The organism is Streptomyces sp. NPDC060028 (genome assembly GCF_042736725.1).
Classification (GTDB): Bacteria; Actinomycetota; Actinomycetes; order Streptomycetales; family Streptomycetaceae; genus Streptomyces.
Genome location: NZ_JBHWVJ010000069.1, coordinates 20,767 through 40,887, shown reverse-complemented (window position 1 = coordinate 40,887; position 20,121 = coordinate 20,767). Strand labels below are relative to the sequence as shown.

General features: G+C 72.0%; 22 protein-coding genes. 12 read left to right on the top strand and 10 right to left on the bottom strand.

Annotated features, from left to right (window positions below; genetic code table 11):
* Positions 1–60: 60 nt before the first annotated feature.
* The 4 genes from ACFWBF_RS27980 to ACFWBF_RS27965 all read right to left on the bottom strand — a co-directional run bounded on the left by ACFWBF_RS27980 (position 61) and on the right by ACFWBF_RS27965 (position 4,422).
* Positions 61–1,803: an ABC transporter substrate-binding protein gene (locus tag ACFWBF_RS27980; RefSeq protein WP_385606738.1), complete on the bottom strand. Its 1,743-nt coding sequence runs from the start codon at positions 1,801–1,803 to the stop codon at positions 61–63.
* A 172-nt stretch (positions 1,804–1,975) separates the two neighbouring features.
* On the bottom strand, positions 1,976–2,071 hold the full coding sequence (locus ACFWBF_RS27975; RefSeq protein ID WP_324605477.1) for an Ms4533A family Cys-rich leader peptide: 96 nt from the start codon (positions 2,069–2,071) through the stop codon (positions 1,976–1,978).
* Positions 2,072–2,128: 57 nt separating this feature from the next.
* On the bottom strand, positions 2,129–3,307 hold the full coding sequence (locus ACFWBF_RS27970; protein WP_385606736.1) for a DUF3152 domain-containing protein: 1,179 nt from the start codon (positions 3,305–3,307) through the stop codon (positions 2,129–2,131).
* 149 nt (positions 3,308–3,456) lie between these two features.
* On the bottom strand, positions 3,457–4,422 hold the full coding sequence (locus tag ACFWBF_RS27965; RefSeq protein WP_385606734.1) for an alpha/beta fold hydrolase: 966 nt from the start codon (positions 4,420–4,422) through the stop codon (positions 3,457–3,459).
* A gap of 132 nt (positions 4,423–4,554) precedes the next feature.
* On the opposite strand from ACFWBF_RS27965, the gene ACFWBF_RS27960 reads away from it, so the two are divergent.
* The 4 genes from ACFWBF_RS27960 (at position 4,555) to ACFWBF_RS27945 (ending at position 6,360) form a co-directional block, all read left to right on the top strand.
* On the top strand, positions 4,555–4,770 hold the full coding sequence (locus ACFWBF_RS27960; protein WP_385606732.1) for a hypothetical protein: 216 nt from the start codon (positions 4,555–4,557) through the stop codon (positions 4,768–4,770).
* Positions 4,771–4,907: 137 nt separating this feature from the next.
* A complete protein-coding gene (locus ACFWBF_RS27955) occupies positions 4,908–5,546 on the top strand; it encodes a TetR/AcrR family transcriptional regulator (RefSeq protein ID WP_365918689.1) in 639 nt (212 codons plus the stop codon).
* A 164-nt stretch (positions 5,547–5,710) separates the two neighbouring features.
* Complete coding sequence (locus ACFWBF_RS27950; protein WP_385606730.1) at positions 5,711–5,938, top strand: DUF3107 domain-containing protein; 228 nt, start codon at positions 5,711–5,713, stop codon at positions 5,936–5,938.
* Positions 5,939–6,057: 119 nt separating this feature from the next.
* On the top strand, positions 6,058–6,360 hold the full coding sequence (locus ACFWBF_RS27945) for a hypothetical protein (protein ID WP_385606728.1): 303 nt from the start codon (positions 6,058–6,060) through the stop codon (positions 6,358–6,360).
* An 87-nt stretch (positions 6,361–6,447) separates the two neighbouring features.
* On the opposite strand, the gene ACFWBF_RS27940 is transcribed toward ACFWBF_RS27945, so the two are convergent.
* Entirely contained in the window at positions 6,448–7,206 is a 759-nt protein-coding gene (locus ACFWBF_RS27940; RefSeq protein ID WP_385606726.1) for a ferritin-like fold-containing protein, read from the bottom strand.
* Positions 7,207–7,672: 466 nt separating this feature from the next.
* On the opposite strand from ACFWBF_RS27940, the gene ACFWBF_RS27935 reads away from it, so the two are divergent.
* The 3 genes from ACFWBF_RS27935 (at position 7,673) to ACFWBF_RS27925 (ending at position 10,756) form a co-directional block, all read left to right on the top strand.
* On the top strand, positions 7,673–9,541 hold the full coding sequence (locus ACFWBF_RS27935; RefSeq protein WP_385606724.1) for a DEAD/DEAH box helicase: 1,869 nt from the start codon (positions 7,673–7,675) through the stop codon (positions 9,539–9,541).
* A 102-nt stretch (positions 9,542–9,643) separates the two neighbouring features.
* Entirely contained in the window at positions 9,644–10,504 is an 861-nt protein-coding gene (locus ACFWBF_RS27930) for an alpha/beta fold hydrolase (protein ID WP_385606722.1), read from the top strand.
* A 99-nt stretch (positions 10,505–10,603) separates the two neighbouring features.
* Positions 10,604–10,756, top strand: a complete 153-nt coding sequence (locus ACFWBF_RS27925; protein WP_385606720.1) for a hypothetical protein — start codon at positions 10,604–10,606, stop codon at positions 10,754–10,756.
* 63 nt (positions 10,757–10,819) lie between these two features.
* On the opposite strand, the gene ACFWBF_RS27920 is transcribed toward ACFWBF_RS27925, so the two are convergent.
* From ACFWBF_RS27920 to ACFWBF_RS27905, 4 genes are all read right to left on the bottom strand, one after another.
* Positions 10,820–11,425 (bottom strand): MarC family protein, encoded by a 606-nt coding sequence (locus ACFWBF_RS27920; protein ID WP_385606718.1) that lies wholly within the window; start codon positions 11,423–11,425, stop codon positions 10,820–10,822.
* A 57-nt stretch (positions 11,426–11,482) separates the two neighbouring features.
* Complete coding sequence (locus ACFWBF_RS27915) at positions 11,483–12,349, bottom strand: PHP domain-containing protein (RefSeq protein ID WP_385606717.1); 867 nt, start codon at positions 12,347–12,349, stop codon at positions 11,483–11,485.
* 253 nt (positions 12,350–12,602) lie between these two features.
* Positions 12,603–13,247, bottom strand: coding sequence for a DUF6758 family protein (locus tag ACFWBF_RS27910; RefSeq protein WP_385606715.1), 645 nt, complete (start codon positions 13,245–13,247; stop codon positions 12,603–12,605).
* 71 nt (positions 13,248–13,318) lie between these two features.
* Positions 13,319–13,903 carry a suppressor of fused domain protein gene (locus tag ACFWBF_RS27905; protein ID WP_385606713.1) on the bottom strand — a complete coding sequence of 195 codons (585 nt, stop codon included), beginning with the start codon at positions 13,901–13,903 and terminating at the stop codon, positions 13,319–13,321.
* A 364-nt stretch (positions 13,904–14,267) separates the two neighbouring features.
* On the opposite strand from ACFWBF_RS27905, the gene ACFWBF_RS27900 reads away from it, so the two are divergent.
* Positions 14,268–15,392 (top strand): magnesium and cobalt transport protein CorA, encoded by a 1,125-nt coding sequence (locus ACFWBF_RS27900; protein ID WP_385606711.1) that lies wholly within the window; start codon positions 14,268–14,270, stop codon positions 15,390–15,392.
* Positions 15,393–15,423: 31 nt separating this feature from the next.
* Complete coding sequence (locus tag ACFWBF_RS27895) at positions 15,424–15,963, top strand: hypothetical protein (protein WP_385606710.1); 540 nt, start codon at positions 15,424–15,426, stop codon at positions 15,961–15,963.
* Here ACFWBF_RS27895 and ACFWBF_RS27890 read toward each other — a convergent pair.
* Positions 15,953–16,759 carry a hypothetical protein gene (locus ACFWBF_RS27890; protein ID WP_385606708.1) on the bottom strand — a complete coding sequence of 269 codons (807 nt, stop codon included), beginning with the start codon at positions 16,757–16,759 and terminating at the stop codon, positions 15,953–15,955. The two genes, ACFWBF_RS27895 and ACFWBF_RS27890, sit on opposite strands and share 11 nt — an antisense overlap.
* 177 nt (positions 16,760–16,936) lie before the next feature.
* Here ACFWBF_RS27890 and ACFWBF_RS27885 point away from each other — a divergent pair, with 177 nt between their 5' ends.
* The 3 genes from ACFWBF_RS27885 (at position 16,937) to ACFWBF_RS27875 (ending at position 20,105) form a co-directional block, all read left to right on the top strand.
* Positions 16,937–18,208, top strand: coding sequence for a magnesium transporter MgtE N-terminal domain-containing protein (locus ACFWBF_RS27885; protein ID WP_385606706.1), 1,272 nt, complete (start codon positions 16,937–16,939; stop codon positions 18,206–18,208).
* A 160-nt stretch (positions 18,209–18,368) separates the two neighbouring features.
* On the top strand, positions 18,369–18,896 hold the full coding sequence (locus tag ACFWBF_RS27880; protein WP_385606741.1) for a DUF1003 domain-containing protein: 528 nt from the start codon (positions 18,369–18,371) through the stop codon (positions 18,894–18,896).
* A gap of 42 nt (positions 18,897–18,938) precedes the next feature.
* Positions 18,939–20,105: an Mrp/NBP35 family ATP-binding protein gene (locus ACFWBF_RS27875; RefSeq protein ID WP_385606705.1), complete on the top strand. Its 1,167-nt coding sequence runs from the start codon at positions 18,939–18,941 to the stop codon at positions 20,103–20,105.
* Positions 20,106–20,121: the final 16 nt, after the last annotated feature.

Sequence of the window (20,121 nt, the reverse complement as noted above, 5' to 3'; positions counted from 1 at the left end):
CGCCCGGGACGGGGGTCCCGGGCGCGGGCGCCGACGTGTCGGGCCGGTCTATGAGGACGCTCACTTGACGGAGACCTGCGAGATGTCGAGGACGCCGGTCCAGTCGCTGATGACGACGTTCTTGACGTCCTTGCCGACGAGCCGCTTGTAGACCGGGTGGAAGAGGGGCACGTCCAGTGCCTGCTCCCCGATCTTCTTGTCGAGGGCGCCCCAGCGCTTGCCGGCCGCCGCGAGGTCGGTCAGCTTGGCGATCTCGTCGATCTCGGCGTTCACGGCCGGGTCGTCGAGCTGCGCGTGGTTGTAGTTGGAGCCGTTGGCGACGATCTGGCGGCCGTCGAAGATCGGCGCGAGGAAGGGGCCGCCGGAGGGCCAGTCGGCGCCCCAGCGGGAGAGGAAGAAGCCGGGGGTGTTCTTGGCGTCCCAGCGCTTCTCGTTGAAGGCGTTGTTCTCCAGGCCCTCCAGCTTGACCGTGATCCCGGCGGCGGCGAGCGCCTGCTGCACGGCGGTGGCGACCTCGGGGCTGGTCTGGCGGTTCTGCGCGTTGGAGTGGGTCAGGGTGATGGTGAGGCCGTCCGGGTAGCCGGCCTCCTTCAGCACCTCCTTGGCCTTGGCCGGGTCGCCGGTCTTGCCCGCCGGGAAGTGGTCGTACGGGGTGAAGCCGAAGGCCTGGTGCTCGGGCAGGAAGGTGGTGGCGGGCTCGGCCAGCGCGGAGCCGCCGGCCGCGTTGACCACGCTGGTGCGGTTGACGGCGTAGGAGATGGCCTGGCGGACCTTCGGGTTGTCGAAGGGGGCCACCTTCGGGTTGAAGGCGAGGTAGTTGACGTAGCCGAAGTGGCCGGTGCCGACGCGGGAGGCGAGCTCACTGTCGGCGTTGGCGCCGATCTGGGCGAGCTCGGCGGGGCCGAGGTTGGTGTCGGTGGTGATGGCGGCCGCGTCGGGGCCGGAGCTGGTGGTCAGGCGCTGGTTGACGACCGCGGAGTCGAGGCCGGCGCGGACGTCGATCCGGTCCGGGTAGGCCTTCCGCTCCTCGTCGGTCTTCGGGTCCCAGTGCTCGTTGCGCTCCAGGGTGAGGTGCTCGCCGTCGTTCTCGTTCTTCTGGACCTTGTACGGGCCGGAGGAGACCGGGTGCTCCTCGTACTTGACGCCGGTGTCCTTGGCCTTGGGGACGGGCGCGAACTGCGTCTGGGTGGCGACGAAGGGGAAGTCGCCCTCCGGCTTGCGCAGTTTGAAGGTGATCGTCTTCGTGTCGGGCACCACGATCGAGTCGAGCCCCTTGCCGCCGTCCTTGTACGGGCCCTCGTAGGTCTCCCCGCCGACCAGCCAGTCCCGCAGGTAGGGGGCGCCGCCCGACAGCTCGGCGGCGAAGGACCGCTCGATGCCGTACTTGATGTCGGCGGTGGTGATCGGGGTGCCGTCCTCGTACTTCAGGCCGTCCTTGAGCGTGTACGTCCACTCGGTGGCGTCGGCGTTGGGCCTGCCGATGTCGGTGGCGAGGTCGGGCACGACCTTGGTGCCGGCCGCGCCGGCTTCGCGGTTGCGGGTGGTCAGTGTGCGGAAGACCAGCGAGGGAACGTTTCCGCCGCCCGAGGTGTAGAGCCGCGCGGGGTCGAAGTCCTCCTGCGGCTCGGAGTTGAGGACGGTGAGGAGGCCGCCCTTCTGCGGCGCGCCCCCGGCGGCGCCGCCGGGCTTGTCGCCCGCCTGGTCCGCGCCGTCCTTGGGCCCGCATGCCGCGGCGCCCCCGGCCAGTACGAGGCTGACGGCGACCGCGGCCACGCGGCGCGATGTGTGGGACTGACGGAACATCGGAAAATGACCTCTCGGCGTGAAGGAAGAAGAAAGGCCACGCGAGGGGCAGCGATCGGTCACGGAGCCGAAAGGGCACCGAACGGGAGAAGCCGCGCCTGCGGGCACACGTACACCCGGACGCGGCGCGGAACGCGGAGAAGGCGGAGGTCGCGGCGCTGTCGGGCAGGCGTCAGCGACAAAGAATGTCGGCCACGCTGTGCGCGGTCACACCAAGCAGCGCCAGCTCGATGGCGGCGCTCGCAATCATGGTGTGGTGGTGCGACATGCGGAGAACCATTGCCGATGATCGGACGGATTGTCAACGTCGGTCCCGGCCCTCCCGTCAACTGCCCGGAAAGACCCAGGGGTTGGGCTTGCACTGGATCCCGCCGATGTCGAGGGACTTCGTCTGCTGCTGCATGATCGGCGCGAGCGCACCCGGCGTCCGGCAGTTCACGTGGCCGTGGCCGAGCCGGTGCCCGACCTCGTGGTTGATGAGCATCTGGCGGTAGGCGAGCATCTGGTCCGCCCCGTACGTGGGGGAACCCTGTGCCCAGCGGTACGCGTTGATCATCACCCGGTCGGTGGACGCCGAGTCGCAGGACACGTTGTCGACGGTGGTGTCCAGCCCGGACTTGGCACACCAGACGCCGGTGGTCCCGGGACTGGCGAGGGTGATGACGAAGTCAGCCTCGCCGCCCGGCACCCGCTCGAAGGACTTCGTGCCGCCGTGGCCCCAGCTGCGGTCGTCGTTGAGGGTGCGGTGGACGGCCTCCGCGAACAGCTGCCCGTCCAGGCCGAGCCCCTGCTCCACGTCGACGCGGTAGCGGATCACCTTGCCCTTGCCGGGCGACGGGGCCACTCCGGGGACGGTGTCGAAGGTGCCCGGCCCCTTCAGCTTCTCGTCGATCGGGAGCTGCTGCGCCATCCGCTGCTCGTACGTCATCTCGGGCGCGGCCGGGGCGCCCTGGACGACCGACGGGTCCGGGGTGGCGCGGCCGTCGGAGCGGGAGGCGGCGGCCTGGCCCTTGGCGGAGCGGGCCCGGCCGTCGTCGGCGGCGTGCGCGTCGGCCTTGGCGGAGTCGCCCTCGCCGGCCACGTGGCCGGCGACGACGACGGCGAACACCGTGGTGACGGCCGCAGCGGCCATGCCGGTGTACGTGCGGACCTTGGTGCCCCGGCCGGAGCCGGGCCGCTCCGCGGCGGGGGCGTCGGCGGGCTTGCGGGGCGCGGGGATCCGGCGGTGCGAGCCGGTGGAGGTGACGGCGTCGGACGCGGGCGTCGGCGTCGGCGGGGCCGGCGGGGCGGACGGCGGCGGGTCCAGGGTGACCTGCGGGAAGCCGACCGCGGGGGTGCCGAAGGCCGGGGTGTCGGTGTCGCGCGGCACTCCGCGCCAGTCCCCGTACCTGGCTGCGGTCCCGGCGCCCGCCCCGGCTGCGGCCCCGGCGCCCCAGGCGCCGCCGGGCTCGCGGTGCTCGGGGTGGCCTGCGCGCGCGCCGTACGCGACGCGCGCCGGAGGCACGTATCCCTGGTGGGTGACGGTGGGTTCGGGGCGCTGCCGCGCGCGGGGTTCCCCGTCCGGGAAGACCGGCGCCGGGGCGGGCGCGGGGGCCGGGGCAGGCGCCGGCGCAGGGGCGGGGTCCTTACGACTATGTCGTCCCACGGTCGTCCTCAGCCCTTGCCGTCTTCGTCGTCGAGCAGCCCCCGGAAGGCGGTCGCGACCACCTCGGGGTGCTCCATCATCGCCACGTGCCCGGCCTCGGGCAGGCACAGCAGCCGCGAACCCCGGAAGGCCGCCGCGGCCTTGCGGGCCATACGGTACGAGACCAGTTGGTCCCGGCCACCGTAGACCAACAACGTGGGGGCGAGCACACGCTGCGCCTGGCGCCACAGTCCGTGCTGCCCGCCGAGGGTGTACGCGTCGACGATGCCGCGCGAGGAGCGGGTCAGCGCCTCCCAGAAATACGGCAGGGCCAGGCGCCGCTCCATCTCCTCGACCGCGTGCGCGAAGGCCTCGGGCGTCACCTGGGAGGGGTCCCCGTAACAGAGGCCCATCACCCCCCGGGTGCGCTGCTCGGCGGTCAGGTCCCGGGTGAGGCGGCTGAACAGGGCGGCCACCCCGGGCACCGCGAGCAGCGCGGTCGGCACGGCCGACCTCTGTACGCGCAGCTCGGGCAGGGCGGGCGAGATCAGGGTGAGGGTCCGCACCAGGTCGGGCCGGACGGCCGCGACCCGGGTGGAGACGGCGCCGCCGAGGGAGTTGCCGAACAGGTGCACCGGCCCGCGGTCGGCGGCGTCGAGGTGCCGGATGACCGCGCGGGCGAGCCCGGTGACGGAGTAGTCCCGGTCGGCGGGCGGCCGGGACCAGCCGAAGCCCGGCAGGTCCAAGGCCTCCCCGTCGACGGTGTCGGCGAGGCGCGCCATGAGCGCGGACCAGTTCTGCGAGGACCCGCCGAGCCCGTGTACGAACAGTGCCGGCGGCAGACCGGCACGGAGCGGGGTGCGCACCCGGACGTTCAGGTCGAGTCCGGGGAGCCGGTCGGTGCGCAGCTGCTCACCCTCGGCCATCCGGACGGCTCCCACCTGGGAGGACGGCTCGGCGGTGGACCGCACACCCGGAAGCTCGGTCGAAGACATGGGGCAATGTTACGAGACGATCACGTCCGGACCCTTGTGTTCGCCGTCACAGTGGCGACACGGGTGCATGCGGACCCGCCTGGCGGGGTATCCGCGATCCTCCTACGCTCGTAGTGAGAGAAGGGGAGCCCCATGACCGTCGACCCCGCAGAACCGGAAACCTTCCAGGAACAGCTCGGGGAGGCGCCCGACGTCGAGGCACCCGAGGCGGACGCGGCCGAGCAGCGGATCGAGCTGCAGCCGAACGAGGACGACCAGGTCGCCGCACCGGAGCGGGGCGAGGCCGCGGACGGCGACGCCGCCGAGCAGGCCCGGGTGGTGCCCCTGGACGAGGACGACTACCGCTGACCACCCCTTGACCAGCGTCTCCGACCGGTCCGTACCGCGAGAAAACTCGGCTTGAACCCTCCAGATTCGGTTACCGAAAAGTACGATGGCGGCGCGGCGCAGAGCGCACTGTGTTCTTAGAGAAAGTGGGAGGCGGCGTGACAGCCATCGAGCAGACCGAGGCAGCGCGTCCGCGGGGCACGCGACTGCCGCGCCGGGCCCGGCGCAACCAGCTGCTGGGCGCGGCCCAGGAAGTCTTCGTCGCGCAGGGTTACCACGCTGCCGCGATGGACGACATCGCCGAGCGCGCCGGGGTCAGCAAGCCGGTGCTGTACCAGCACTTCCCGGGGAAGCTCGACCTCTACCTGGCACTCCTGGACCAGCACTGCGAGGCCCTGCTGCTCGCCGTGCGCACCGCGCTGGCGTCGACGACCGACAACAAGCTGCGCGTGGCGGCGACGATGGACGCCTACTTCGCGTACGTGGAGGACGAGGGGGGCGCCTTCCGGCTGGTCTTCGAGTCCGACCTGACGAACGAGCCGGCCGTGCGCGAGCGCGTGGACCGGGTGTCGCTCCAGTGCGCCGAGGCCATCTCCGACGTCATCGCCGAGGACACCGGCCTGTCGAAGGACGAGTCGATGCTGCTGGCCGTGGGCCTGGGCGGCGTCTCGCAGGTCGTGGCCCGGTACTGGCTCTCCAGCGAGAGCCCGGTCGCGCGGGACACCGCGGTGGGACTGCTGACCTCGCTGGCATGGCGCGGTATCGCCGGTTTCCCGCTGCACCCGACGGACGTCTGAGGCGGCGCCGAGCGGCTGCCGACCGGCCGTTGACCGGCCACTGAGCGGTGCTGTTCGCTGCGAGCGTGTCCGCCATGCGGCGGACACGTCCTCTGTCCGGGCTAATGTGGACCGGGTAACGGCGCGGCTGATCGCGCGAACCGGACCGTCGGAGGGACAAGGCCGTGGAGGTCAAGATCGGCGTGCAGCACGCACCCCGGGAGATCGTTCTGGAGAGCGACCTGAGCGCCGAGGAGCTGGAGACCATCGTCGCCGCCGCTCTGTCCGGCAAGGCGCCGCTTCTGAGCCTCACCGACGTCAAGGGCCGCAAGGTCCTGGTGCCGTCCGACCGCCTGTCGTACGTGGACCTGGGCGAGCCCAGCGCGCGCAAGGTCGGTTTCGGCGCGCTCTGAGCAGCTTCGAGAACTGAAGAGAACGGCCCGGTGGTTGATCCCGCCGGGCCGTTTCTCATTCCTCCGCTTCGGGTAGGACCGCAGTGACCCGGTTTGCCCCGACGTATGGGAGGAACCCCATGCTGCTGATCGAAGCGCTCGGCTCTGCCCTGCTGGGCCTCGCCCTTTCAGGAGCGGCCGTGCGAGCGCTCCCGCAGCGGCTGCCTTCCCCGAGAGTGGTGCTGGTCAGCGGGACGCTGGGGGCGCTTTTCGGGGCCTACCTGACGCACACCGCGCTGGGCCCGGGGCACAACACCGTCTTCGCGACCTTCGGCGGCGGGCTGCTGGTGGCGGCGGTGGTCCTGTCGCTGCTGCTGCGCCCGGGCGGTCGCACCGGGAGGCCGTCCCCCCGGACTCCGTTTTCGCTTCCGACGCGGGGCTGATGGCCCTCCGGATACGCCTCGGCCCCGGCGCGGTGGCTTCCGCGGCCGGGGCCGACGTACGGGCCGGCGCACCAGCGCCGAGAAACCCTAGGCCGCCAGGCCCAGCGCGGCCATGCGCTTGGTGTGGGCCTTGGTGATGCGGGCGAACATCTCGCCGACGGCCGCGAGGTCGAAGCCCGCCGCCATGCCGTCGACGCCGCCGACCAGCATGGTGGAGAGCGCGTCGCGCTCGGCGACCACGCGCTGGGCCTGCGAGAGCGCCTCGCCCATCAGCCGGCGGGCCCACAGCGCGAGCCGGCCGCCGCAGCGCGGGTCGGCCTCGATGGCGGCGCGGACCTTCTCCACGGCGAAGCCGCCGTGGCCCGTGTCGTCCAGCACGCTGACGACGAGCGCGCGGGTGTCGGTGTCGAGGTGGGTGGCGACCTCGCGGTAGAAGTCGCTGGCGATGGAGTCGCCGACGTACGCCTTGACCAGGCCCTCCAGCCAGTCCGACGGCGCGGTCTGGCGGTGGAAGTCGTCGACGCCCTTGGCGAAGGGCTCCATGGCGGCGGTGGGCTCGGCGTCGATCGCCGCGAGCTGGTCGCGCAGCCGCTCGAAGTGGTGGAACTCGGCGGAGGCCATCTTCGCGAGCGCGGCCTTGTCGTCGAGGGTGGGCGCCAGCTTCGCGTCCTCCGCGAGGCGCTCGAAGGCCGCGAGCTCTCCGTACGCCAGCGCGCCGAGCAGGTCCACCACGGCGGCCCGGTACTGGGGCGAGGCGGAGGCGGTGGCCCAGTCCTGGGCGGCGATGCCGGCCGCCTCGGCGGGGGCGCTGTCGTCGGCGGGCGATGCGTTTTCTACGGTCGACATGCTCCGCACAATAGCTCGCCAAAAGGCATCACGAACCACCTGGTCAGTCCACCTAAACGCGCCTACCTGGTGAATTCACCCGACACACCTGCGCGATTTGGGGGTACAGTGGTAATGCGCCTGCCGAACACTCGGCGGGCCATCCGAATGAGGATGCCCGGTCGGTGGCCCGATCGGCTCCAACCCGACCGCCCTCGGTGTGAAGCGTACGTTCATGCGTACCGCCTCCCACGAGGGGCCCCCTCAGCGGCACAAGCGCTTGAGCGAAGGCTCGTGGTCCCGCGCAGCTTTGTACGTACGTCGCAGTACTGCAAGCCAGGCACGGTACGACCCCCCTTCGCCGCCTCGCGCCGCGTCTCACAGAAGAGGCAGCACCCTGACTACGTTCCGAGACCTCGGGATCTTTCCCGAGACGGCCGAAGCCCTCGAGGCCATCGGCATTGTGTCCCCCTTCCCGATCCAGGAGATGACCCTCCCCGTCGCCCTTTCCGGCACGGACGTCATCGGCCAGGCGAAGACCGGTACCGGCAAGACGCTGGGCTTCGGCCTTCCCCTGCTGGAGCGCGTTGTCGTCCCCGCGGACGTCGAGGCCGGCCGGGCCACGCCCGAGCAGCTGACCAACGCCCCGCAGGCCCTCGTGGTGGTTCCGACCCGCGAGCTGTGCACCCAGGTGACCAACGACCTCCTGACCGCAGGCAAGGTCCGTAACGTCCGCGTCCTCGCCATATACGGCGGCCGTGCGTACGAGCCCCAGGTCGAGGCGCTCAAGAAGGGCGTCGACATCATCGTCGGCACCCCGGGCCGCCTGCTCGACCTGGCCGGGCAGAAGAAGCTCGACCTCTCCCACGTCAAGGCGCTCGTCCTGGACGAGGCCGACGAGATGCTCGACCTGGGCTTCCTGCCCGACGTCGAGAAGATCATGAACTACCTGCCGGCGAAGCGTCAGACGATGCTGTTCTCGGCGACCATGCCGGGCGCGGTCATCGGCCTGGCCCGCCGCTACATGACGCAGCCGACCCACATCCGCGCCGTCTCCGAGGACGGCGAGGGCGCCACGGTCGCCAACACCACGCAGCACGTCTTCCGCGCGCACAACATGGACAAGCCGGAGCTCGTCTCCCGCATCCTGCAGGCCGAGGGCCGCGGACTGGCCATGATCTTCTGCCGTACCAAGCGCACGGCGGCCGACATCGCCGAGCAGCTCGAAAAGCGCGGCTTCGCCTCCGGCGCCGTCCACGGCGACCTGGGCCAGGGTGCGCGCGAGCAGGCGCTGCGCGCGTTCCGCAACGGCAAGGTCGACGTGCTGGTCTGCACCGACGTCGCCGCGCGCGGCATCGATGTCGAGGGTGTCACCCACGTCATCAACTACCAGACGCCGGAGGACGAGAAGACCTTCCTGCACCGCGTGGGCCGTACCGGCCGCGCGGGCAACAAGGGCATCGCCGTCACCCTGGTCGACTGGGACGACATCCCGCGCTGGCAGCTGATCAACAAGGCGCTGGAGCTGGACTTCCACGACCCGGTCGAGACGTACTCCACGTCCCCGCACCTGTTCGAGCAGATGAACATCCCGGCCGGCACCAAGGGCGTCCTGCCGCGCGCCGAGCGCACGCGGGCCGGCCTGAAGGCCGAGGACCTGGAAGACCTGGGCGAGACCGGCGGCCGCGGTGGCCGTGGCGGTCGCGGCCCGGCCGCCCCCGCCGCTGCCGCGGTGGTCGAGGACCGTCCGGCCCGTACCCGTACGCCGCGTCAGCGCCGCCGTACGCGGGGCGGTTCGGAGCTGGGCTCCGAGACCGCCGTGCTGCCGGTGACCCCCGTGACCGAGGCCCCCGAGGCTCCGGACGCCGACGAGGCGCGCAAGCCGCGCCGTCGCCGGACCCGCGTGTCCGCCGGCGCCGCTGCTGCCGCCGCCGCGGTGGCGGAGTCGGCCGTGGTCGAGTCGGCCGTGGTCGAGGCGCCCGCCGCCGTCGCCGCCCCGCTCGCGGTTCCGGCCCAGGCCCCGGTCGCCGAGGAGGCTCCGGCCAAGCCGAAGCGCACCCGGACCCGCAAGGCCGCCGTCGCCGAGGCCGTCGTGGCCCCCACCCCGGTCGTCGTGGCCGAGGAGGCGCCGGTCCAGCCGAGGCGCGTGCGGACCCGCAGGGTCGTCGAGACCGCCCCGGAGCCGGACTTCCAGATGGCCCCGCCCGTGGAGCCGGTCAAGGCCCGCCGCACCCGGCCCCGCAAGGTCGCCGAGGCCGCGCCGGTCGTCGCCGAGGCCGCCGCGGCGGCCGAGGAGGCTCCCGCCAAGCCGAAGCGCACCCGGACCCGCAAGGTCGCGGCCGCGCCGGAGGCGTAAGGCTCAGCAGGCACGCACCACCGCCGATGGCCCGGTTCCCCGTCCAGGGGGCCGGGCCATCGGCCTGTCCGCGGACCCTGACCGGCCAGTAACGTGAGCGCCATGAGCAAGCCGCCGCGCCTCACCCTGCCGCCCGAAGCCCGTACGTACCGCCTGGCCACCGCCCGCGGCGAGTTCGCCGTACACGAGGCCGGTGAGCCGGTGCGCGGCACCGCCCTGCTGGTCCCCGGCTACACCGGCAGCAAGGAGGACTTCATCGGCCTCCTAACGCCGTTGGCCGCCGCCGGGTACCGGGTGGTCGCCGTCGACGGGCGCGGGCAGCACGAGAGCCCCGGCCCGCGCGAGGAGCCCCCGTACGCCCTGGAGGAGCTGGCCCGCGACGTACTCGCCCAGGCCGCCGGACTCGGCGACGGCCCGCTGCACCTGCTCGGCCACTCGCTCGGCGGCCTGATCGTACGAACGGCCGTGGTGCGCGACCCGCGGCCGTTCGCGAGTCTCACGCTGATGAGCACCGGTCCCGGCGCCGTCTGCGAGGACCAGCAGGCGCGGACGAAGCTGCTGATCGCCGCACTGGAGGCGATGGGCGATGACATGCCCGCCATCTGGGCCGCGATGCGCTCCCAGGACCCGCGCGACGCCCCGCCGGAGTCCCCCGAGCTCAGGGCCTTCATGCGGCGGCGCTGGCTGGGCACCATGCCCGAGCAGCTGATCGTCACCGGCCGGGCGCTGATCAGCGAGCCGGACCGGATCGACGACCTCACGCTCGCGGCGCCGGACCTGCCGAAGCTCGTGCTGTCCGGGGAGTCGGACCCGGTGTGGCCCGTCTCGCTGATGGACGAGATGGCCCGGCGGCTGGGCGCGGGCAGGGTGGTCGTCGCGGGTACGGAGCACTCCCCCAACGCCGAGGCCCCGGCGGTGACGGCCGCCGCGCTGGCGGCGTTCTGGGACTCCTGCCCCCGGTAGTAGTTAGCCAGTGAAAAAATTTCCTTAGCGTAGGGAATGTTTGCGACTTGTAGCTCGTTAACCCTGAGCAAGGAGAACACTGACGAAGGGAGAAGCCCCGTGCGCTTCGAGATTCTGCGCCTGGACGACGTCTACGGATCTGCCGTGGACAGCACCGTCGTGGACGCGGCCTCCGTCAACCGGATCGTGCAGCAGGCCGCGTCTGTCGGCCAGCGCATTCTGATCCGACCGGCCGAGAGTGCGTCCTCCTGACGCTTGACACACGACGACGAACGCCCCCGCACCGATCGGCGCGGGGGCGTTCGCATGCGTGCGTCAGGACGTGTGGACGACCTGGAGCACACCGTTGATGATCTGCTGGACGGCGATCGCGGAGAGCATCATGCCGGCCAGCCGGGTCACGAGGACGACTCCGCCGTCCTTGATGACCCGGATGATGACGAGCGAGTACCGCATGACCACCCACAGCACGACGTGCATGGCGATGATCGCGGTCCAGACGGAGACCTGACCGCTGAACCCGTCGGCCTTCTGCACGGCCAGGATGACGGACACGATCGCGCCGGGCCCGGCCAGCAGGGGCATGCCGAGCGGGACGAGGGCGACGTTCACGTCCTTGGTCTGCTTCGGCTCGTCGGTCTTGCCGGTGAGCAGGTCGAGCGCGATGAGCAGGAGCAGCAGACCGCCCGCGATCATCAGCGCCGGGACGGAGACGTGCAGGTAGTCCAGGATCTGCTGACCGCAGATGCCGAAGACGGCGATGACCCCGAAGGCCACGCAGACGGCCTGCCAGGCCATGCGGCGCTGCACCTTGGCCGGGCGGCCGGAGGTCAGGGCGAGGAAGATGGGCGTGATCCCCGGGGGGTCCATGATCACGAAGAGCGTGAGAAAAAGGGATCCGAAGACGGCGAAATCGAACACAGTGATGCCTTGCAGGAGAGGGGTGTTACGAAGAAAAGGGGCGGGTCGGGACGGCGCTCAGGCGCCGACGCGTCCGCCGGCGCCGGGGATGGGGAAGGCCCCGGTGGCGCGGCGCGTGATCTCGCCGTAGATCTCGGGGTCGGTCGTGTACTCCCCGAGACGGCAGGTCTTGCGGCTGCCGTGGTAGTCGCTGGAGCCGGTGGTCAGCAGGCCGAGCTCGGCGGCCAGGCCGCGCAGCCGGGCGCGGGTGGGGGCGTCGTGGTCCATGTGGTCGACCTCGATGCCGTCGAGACCGGCTGCGGCGAGCGCGGCTATCGCCGCCTCGGGCACGCACTGGCCGCGCTTGACGGCGGCCGGGTGCGCGAAGACGGTGACGCCGCCGGCCGCCTTGACCAGGCGGATGGCGTCGAAGGGGTCGAGCTCGTGCTTCTGCGCGTGGGCGCGGCCGCCGTCGGCGAGCCAGTCGGGGGTGAAGGCGTCCGAGACGGTGGGGACGACCCCGAGCTCGACGAGCGCGGTGGCGATGTGCGGGCGGCCCACGGAGCCGTCGCCGGCGATCCGTGCCACCTGCTCCCAGGTGACGTCGACGCCGAGCGCCCGGAGCTTGCCGACCATGGCCTGGGCACGGGGGGTGCGGTCGTCCCGTACGAGTTCCCGCTCGCGGGCGAGTTCGGGCTCGTCGGGGTCGAAGAGGTACGCGAGCATGTGCAGCCCGACTCCGTCGAGGCGGCAGGACAGCTCCGCGCCGGTCACCAGCGTCAGCCCGGCGGGCACGGCGGCGATCGCCTCGGCGTACCCGCGGACGGTGTCGTGGTCGGTCAGCGCGACGACGTCCAGCCCGGCCGCGGCCGCATGGCGCACCAGCTCGGCGGGGCTGTCGGTCCCGTCCGAAGCCGTGGAGTGGGTGTGCAGGTCGATGCGCACAGCCGAGCTCCAGGGTGTTTCGTTCGAACGGGGGACAGTCCAGGATAACCGGGCCAGTGGTGCGACCCGGTGAACCTTTCCGGCCGGGGCAGCTAGTGCTGTGGCCGGGAAGGTTTGACGGGTCGCGGTGTCCGGTGCGGTGCATCGCAAGGCGGAGGACCGCGTCTCGTACTGGACGTACTTGCGCGGTCCGACAACGCGGCGAGGTGCCGTGCCGGGCGCCGCGCCCCGGTGAACCTTTCCGGCCGCAGCACTAGGTGGGGCTCAGGATGCGCGGGCTCAGCGCGCCGCAGGGGAGGAGTTCGACCTCGGCTCCCGCGTCGCGCAGGTCGGTGAGGACGAGCTCGTCGTACATCAGGAGGCCGGTCTGTTCCGGCCAGACGATGGCCCAGAGCCACAGGCCCCGCGCCTCGCCCGCGAAGACGGCCCGGTCGTCGGGGGCTCCCTTGAGGTGCCACAGCGGTGTCGGGCGGCCCGCCGCGACCACCTTGGTGTGCGGGGTCGACGATACGTCGATGTACGAGCCGGGGTCCGGGCCGTCGATGCCCGCGTACCGCGCGCCGAGGCCCACGCCGAGCTCCTCCGCGACCAGCAGCAGTTCTCCGATGCCGCCCAGTGGTCCCGGCCCCGAGCAGGCGACGGCCGTGGCCCGGCCCCCGCTGCGGTCGTCACCGGCCGACGCGGCCCCGGTGAACAGCCACCCGACCGGCAGCGGCCACGGCATCCACACCGGCACCTGCGCCCGGTGCACGACGACGCCCAGGCCTTCGACGCTCGGCGGGATGACGGGTTGCAAGGGATGTACGGGGCCGTGCACCGCGCACTGCCAGGAGTCGGCGAAAAGCCCGGGCGCCCTGACCCGGCCACCGCACTTCGGGCAACTCGGTTCGCCCCTCATAGGAAGCCACGTTCCTCCCCGCCCGGCGCCCCGTCAAGACGCGATCACCCGTCCGGGGGGCCGGACACGGGTCAGTCCAGGGCGACCGCATTGCGCAGAGGATCCCGCAGATCCGTGCCGCGCGCGAGCCAGCGCTCCTGGAGGGCGGCCGCGCCGTGCACGCGCTTCCACGCCGCCTCGTTGGCGGTCATGGGCAGCAGGGGAAGGAAGCGCACCGGGTCCATCGGGTCGTCCATTTCCAGGTCTTCCACCAGGCCGCCCGGTTCCGCCACGAGCACGGAGCTGAACGGCGCCCCGTCCCACAGCGGTTCACCCACGTCGAGCGAGGCTCCCGGGGCCACGATCAGCCCCTCGACCATCGGGGAGGCCGCCAGGACCGCGAGCGGTCGCAGCAGCTTGTCGGTGGCCGCCAGGCCCGCCCGTACGGTCAGTACGAGCTCGGCGCGCGGTCCGCGCACCGGGTCGGCGACCACGGCCGTCGGATCGGTCATCGGGTGCGCGGACATGCCGAGCGTCGCGTACCGCACGAGGTCGCCCTCGGCGAAGCGGAGTACTTCGATGCGGTCGGTGCCCAGGAAGGTGACGGCGGCGCGGGCGTCGGGTTCACCGAACGTGCTGCGCAGCCGGGCCTCGACGAGAGCCAGAATTTCTGCCATGGAGCGAGCATAGAACTCGTATCAGCCGGGTAAAGGGCGGGTCTTGACCATCCGTCGGCTGTTAATGTGGACAGCTGGCCGGGGCCGCACGCAGCGGGCCCGCGGCAACAGGACGTCCTCCACGGGGGACCGGCCGGAGGAGGTGGGGCTGCAGTGGATCGAAGTCGATCGTGCAGTACCAATCGCTCTTCCACTTCCCTGTCGGGCGATTCGCGCCCCTTGTGATCTTCTGATCAGTAGAAGAGCGACGGCAGAACTTTGCCCTCCCGTCCTGCTTCCCTCCGGCTGACCAGGCCTGCCCGCCCGCAGCCAGGAGGGTCTCCCACCCGTACGGTCCGCAGCCGTGCGCGCGAAGGAGCCTGCCATGTCGATGCTGCCCTACCTCCGTGCCGCCGTCCGTCCGGCGCTGCGCAGGTCCACCCCCTCACAGCCCGGCTACGACACCACCCGCGACCCGTCCGCGAGCAGCGCCGTGGTGGACTGCGCCGTGTACCGCGACGGCCGGCGCGACCCGCGCCGGCCGGGGGCGGCCCGTCTGACGCCCCGTGAGGCGATGCGCGAGGTCCGCGAGGACGGCGGCTTCGCCTGGATCGGCCTGCACGAGCCGACCGAGGCGGAGTTCGCCGGGATCGCCGCCATCTTCGGACTGCACCCGCTCGCCGTCGAGGACGCGGTGCACGCGCACCAGCGGCCGAAGCTGGAGCGCTACGACGAGACCCTCTTCACCGTCTTCAAGACGATCCACTACGTCGAGCACGCCGAACTGACCTCCACCAGCGAGGTGGTGGAGACCGGCGAGGTGATGTGCTTCACCGGCCCCGACTTCGTCATCACCGTCCGGCACGGCGGCCAGGGTTCCCTCAAGGGCCTGCGCCACCGCCTCCAGGACGACCCCGAACTGCTCTCGCGCGGCCCCTCCGCCGTCCTGCACTCCATCGCGGACCATGTCGTCGACGGGTACATCGCGGTGGCCGCGGCCGTGCAGGACGACATCGACGAGGTGGAGAGCGAGGTCTTCGCCGCCCCCGCCAAGGGCGCCGTGCGCGGCGGCGACGCGGGGCGCATCTACCAGCTCAAGCGCGAGGTGCTGGAGTTCAAGCGGGCCGTGGCCCCGCTGCTACGGCCGATGGAGCTGCTCAGCGAGCGGCCGATGCGGCTGGTGGACCCGGCCATCCAGAAGTACTTCCGCGATGTCGCGGACCACCTGGCGCGCGTGCACGAGCAGGTCGTCGGCTTCGACGAGCTGCTGAACTCGATCCTCCAGGCCAACCTCGCGCAGGCGACGGTCGCGCAGAACGAGGACATGCGCAAGATCACCTCCTGGGCGGCGATCATCGCCGTGCCGACGATGATCTGCGGCGTGTACGGGATGAACTTCGAGCACATGCCGGAGCTCCAGTGGCGCTACGGCTATCCGATGGTGATGTGCACGATCGTCGGGACCTGCCTGACGATCCACCGCGCCCTGCGCCGTCACGGCTGGCTGTAGCCGCTCAAGGGGGACCCCCTACCCTGTGCGCATGACTCTCAGCGCGCTCGACCTGGCCCTCGTCGAGGAGGCCACCAAGAAGTCCGGTCTCATCTGGGTCCGCGGCAGCGGGGCCGACCGCTCGCTGTGGCACGCCTGGGTGGACGGCGCGGCCCACGTGCTGGGCGACGGGCCCGGTGAGCAGCCGTTCCCCGGTCTGGCGGACGGGGCGCCCGCCGAGGTGACCGTGCGCAGCAAGGACAAGGGCGGCCGGCTCGTCGCGTGGACCGCGACCGTACGGGAGCTCGTACCCGGCGGTGAGCAGTGGCAGGCCGCGGTCGCCGAGCTCAAGGGCAAGCGGCTGAACGCGCCCGACTCGGAGGAGATGACGGCGCGGTGGGCGCGGGAGTGCCGGCTGCTGCGCCTGGAGCCGGAGTCGGTGCGCGCGGAGCTGCCCACCGGTTCGCTGGCCGCGGCGCCGCCGGCCTCGCCGGCGACGACCCGCCGGCCGATCCCGGCGGGCCTGCCGAAGCTGCTGCTGAAGCGCAAGAAGGCGGGCCGCCCGCCGGCCGCGGGAACCGCTAGCGCTTGACCGGGGAGGCGCCCTGGCCGCCGGAGCTCTTGGGCGACGCGGACGGCTTGGATTCGCCGCCCTGGTCCTGCTGGTCCTTGGTGGTCGGCAGCTGGGACCCGTAGTCCACCGTCTGGTCCTGGGCCGGCGGGTCGAGCGGGAAGGGCTTGCCCCACTCTTCGAGGACCACCCGGCCGGCGCCGCCCGCGCGCTCCATGAGCAGCGGGTACGGCTTGCCCTCCAGGGAGACCGAGAGCTTGCCGCCCTTGCCCGCGTCGGCCGTGACCTGGACGGCGCGGATGTGCCCGACCTTGGCGTAGTCGCCCTTGGCGAGCTTCCCGTCGAGTCCGAGGAGCCCGTCGAGCAGGACGTCCATGTCGGTGAAACCGCGGAACTGCTTGTACGAGGGGTCGGCCTCGGGCACCTTCACGAACTTGTCGCCGAGCTTGCCCGCGGCCTCGGACTGGCCCCAGAACGCGGCGCTCGCCTTGAGGTAGAGCTGCTCCCCCACCCTCAGCAGCTGGAAGGTGTCGTCCTGCGACTTCACCTCGCCGGAGCCGCCGTCGGACTTCAGCCGCATGTCGAGGGTGAAGGACTTGCCGCCACTGACGAGGCTGCCGGACAGGTGCACCGAGTCGGCCGCGGTGGCCGCCTCCTTGGCCTTGCTCTCGATCTGCTCGGCGGAGAGCTTGCCGACCCCGTTCGTGCCCTCGTCGGGGTCCGCCCCGCAGCCCGCGCCGGCAACGGCCAGGCCCGCGCACAGGACGCCCGCGAGGGCCGCCCCGCGCAGCCGGGCGGCAGGGAAGTAGGCGGTCACGGGCAGGTGCCTCTCGTCGGTCGTCTGCGGGCAGCAGGCAGCGTACCCGCCCGTAGGGAGCGCGCCGCGCCCGCGTGGGGACACCTGAGCGGACCGCCCCACCAGCGCACCCTCGTGCGCCACGGGCTAGCCTGAGGGCCGGCACGGATGATGACTGACGCTCCAGGAGGCGCTCGGATGGCTGCAGGCGCCCCGCGGATCTTCGTCTCACATCTGTCGGGTGTGCCCGTGTTCGATCCCAACGGCGACCAGGTCGGCCGGGTCCGCGACCTCGTCGCGATGCTCCGCGTCGGCGGCCGCCCGCCGCGGCTGCTGGGCCTGGTGGTCGAGGTGGTCAGCCGCCGCCGCATCTTCCTGCCCATGACCCGGGTGACGGGCGTGGAGTCCGGCCAGGTCATCACCACCGGCGTGGTCAACATGCGCCGTTTCGAGCAGCGCCCCACCGAGCGGCTGATCCTCGGCGAGCTGCTGGACCGCCGGGTGCGGCTGGTCGCGGACGAGGAGGAGGTCACCGTCCTCGACGTGGCCATCCAGCAGCTTCCGGCCCGCCGGGACTGGGAGATCGACCGCATCTTCGTACGCAAGGGCAAGTCGGGTGCGCTGCGCCGGCGGGGCGAGACCCTGACGGTGGAGTGGTCGGCGGTGACGGGCTTCTCGCTGGAGGAGCACGGGCAGGGCGCCGAGAACCTGGTGGCCACCTTCGAGCAGATGCGCCCGGCCGACGTGGCGAACGTACTGCACCACCTGACGCCCAAGCGGCGCGCGGAGGTGGCCAACGCCCTCGACGACGACCGGCTCGCGGACGTCATGGAGGAGCTCCCCGAGGACGAGCAGGTGGAGATCCTCGGCAAGCTGAAGGAGGAGCGCGCCGCCGACGTCCTGGAGGCGATGGACCCGGACGACGCGGCCGACCTGCTCTCGGAGCTGCCGGAGGACGACAAGGAGCGGCTGCTGACGCTGATGCGGCCGGACGACGCGGCCGACGTGCGGCGCCTGATGTCGTACGAGGAGCGGACCGCGGGCGGTCTGATGACCACCGAGCCGATCGTGCTGCGGCCGGACGCGACCGTCGCGGACGCGCTGGCCCGCGTTCGGCAGTCGGACCTGTCGCCGGCGCTGGCCGCGCAGGTGTACGTGTGCCGGCCGCCGGACGAGACGCCGACGGGCAAGTACCTGGGGACGGTGCACTTCCAGCGGCTGCTGCGCGATCCGCCGTTCACGCTGGTCAGCTCTATCGTGGACACGGACCTGCCGCCGCTGCGGCCGGATGCCTCGCTCCCGGTGGTGACCAGCTACCTCGCCGCGTACAACATGGTTGCGGTGCCCGTGGTCGACGAGAGCGGCTCCCTGCTGGGCGCGGTCACCGTCGACGACGTACTGGACCACCTCCTGCCGGACGACTGGCGGGAGACGGACTTCCATTCCGAGGAGGCCGTGCGTGACCACTGAGCGGGGGCGCGGCGACCAGTCACGCGAGCGGCGCCGGGAGCAGATCCGGGAGCGGCGCGAGCAGGCGCGGGCGCAGGCGCGCGAGTACGGGCTGGCGGAGGCGGCCGCGGAGCGGGCGGAACGTTCCTCCTTCGAGCGCGGCGAGCGGGCGAAGGCCGGCGTGTCGACCGGGTCGAGCGCGCTGACGCGCTCGCGGGTGCGCCTCGACCTGCCGCGCCCGGCGCGCCGGCGGCTGCTGCCCGAGTACGACCCGGAGGCGTTCGGGCGGCTCTCGGAGCGGGTGGCGCGGTTCCTCGGCACGGGCCGCTTCATCGTCTGGATGACCGTCGTCGTCGTCGTCTGGGTGCTGTGGAACATCTTTGCCCCGAGGCACCTGCGGTTCGACCAGTACCCCTTCATCTTCCTGACGCTGATGCTGTCGCTCCAGGCCTCGTACGCCGCTCCGCTGATCCTGCTCGCGCAGAACCGGCAGGACGACCGCGACCGGGTCAACCTGGAGCAGGACCGCAAGCAGAACGAGCGCTCGCTCGCCGACACCGAGTATCTGACGCGGGAGATCGCGGCCCTGCGGATGGGCCTGGGCGAGGTGGCGACCCGCGACTGGATCAGGTCGGAGTTCCAGGACCTGATAAAGGAGATGGACGAGCGGCGTCTATTCCCGCTCGAGAGTGACGAAGGCGACCGCTAGCGCTCTTTCCTGAGGCACGCCACCGAGCCGTACCATCGGGGCATGGCTACCGACACAAGCTCCGCCGACGCCGCCGTGCCCGAGCAGGACGCGATCCTGGACGCGCTGGCGACGGTGAACGACCCCGAGATCCACCGGCCGATCACAGAGCTCGGCATGGTCAAATCGGTCGAGATCGGCGACGACGGCGCGGTCTCCGTGACCGTCTACCTGACGGTGTCGGGCTGTCCCATGCGCGAGACCATCACCCGCAACGTCACCGAGGCCGTCGAGCGCGTCGCCGGCGTCACCTCGGTCTCGGTCACGCTGGACGTGATGAGCGACGAGCAGCGCAAGGAACTGGCGACGAACCTGCGCGGCGGCACCGCCGAGCGCGAGGTCCCCTTCGCCAAGCCGGGCTCGCTGACCCGCGTCTACGCGGTCGCGTCCGGCAAGGGCGGTGTCGGCAAGTCCTCCGTCACCGTCAACCTCGCGGCGGCGATGGCCGCCGACGGCCTCAAGGTCGGCGTCGTGGACGCGGACATCTACGGCCACAGCGTGCCGCGCATGCTGGGCGTCGAGGGCCGCCCGACGCAGGTCGAGAACATGATCATGCCGCCTTCCGCGCACGGCGTGAAGGTCATCTCCATCGGCATGTTCACCCCGGGCAACGCGCCGGTGGTGTGGCGCGGCCCGATGCTGCACCGCGCGCTCCAGCAGTTCCTCGCCGACGTCTTCTGGGGCGACCTGGACGTGCTGCTGCTGGACCTCCCGCCGGGCACGGGCGACATCGCGATCTCCGTGGCCCAGCTGGTGCCCAATGCCGAGATCCTGGTCGTGACCACCCCGCAGCAGGCCGCTGCCGAGGTCGCCGAGCGGGCCGGCTCGATCGCCGTGCAGACGCACCAGAAGATCGTCGGCGTGGTCGAGAACATGTCCGGGCTGCCCTGCCCGCACTGCGACGAGATGGTGGACGTGTTCGGCTCGGGCGGTGGCCAGAAGGTCGCCGACGGCCTGACCAAGACGGTCGGCGCGGCGGTGCCGGTGCTGGGCTCGATCCCGATCGACGTCCGGCTGCGGGAGGGCGGCGACGACGGCACGCCCGTCGTCCTGTCCGACCCCGACTCCCCGGCGGGCGCCGCGCTGCGCGCCATCGCGGGCAAGCTGGGCGGCCGCGCACGCGGTCTGGCCGGCATGTCCCTGGGCATCACCCCGCGCAACAAGTTCTGAGCGAAGACGAAGGGCC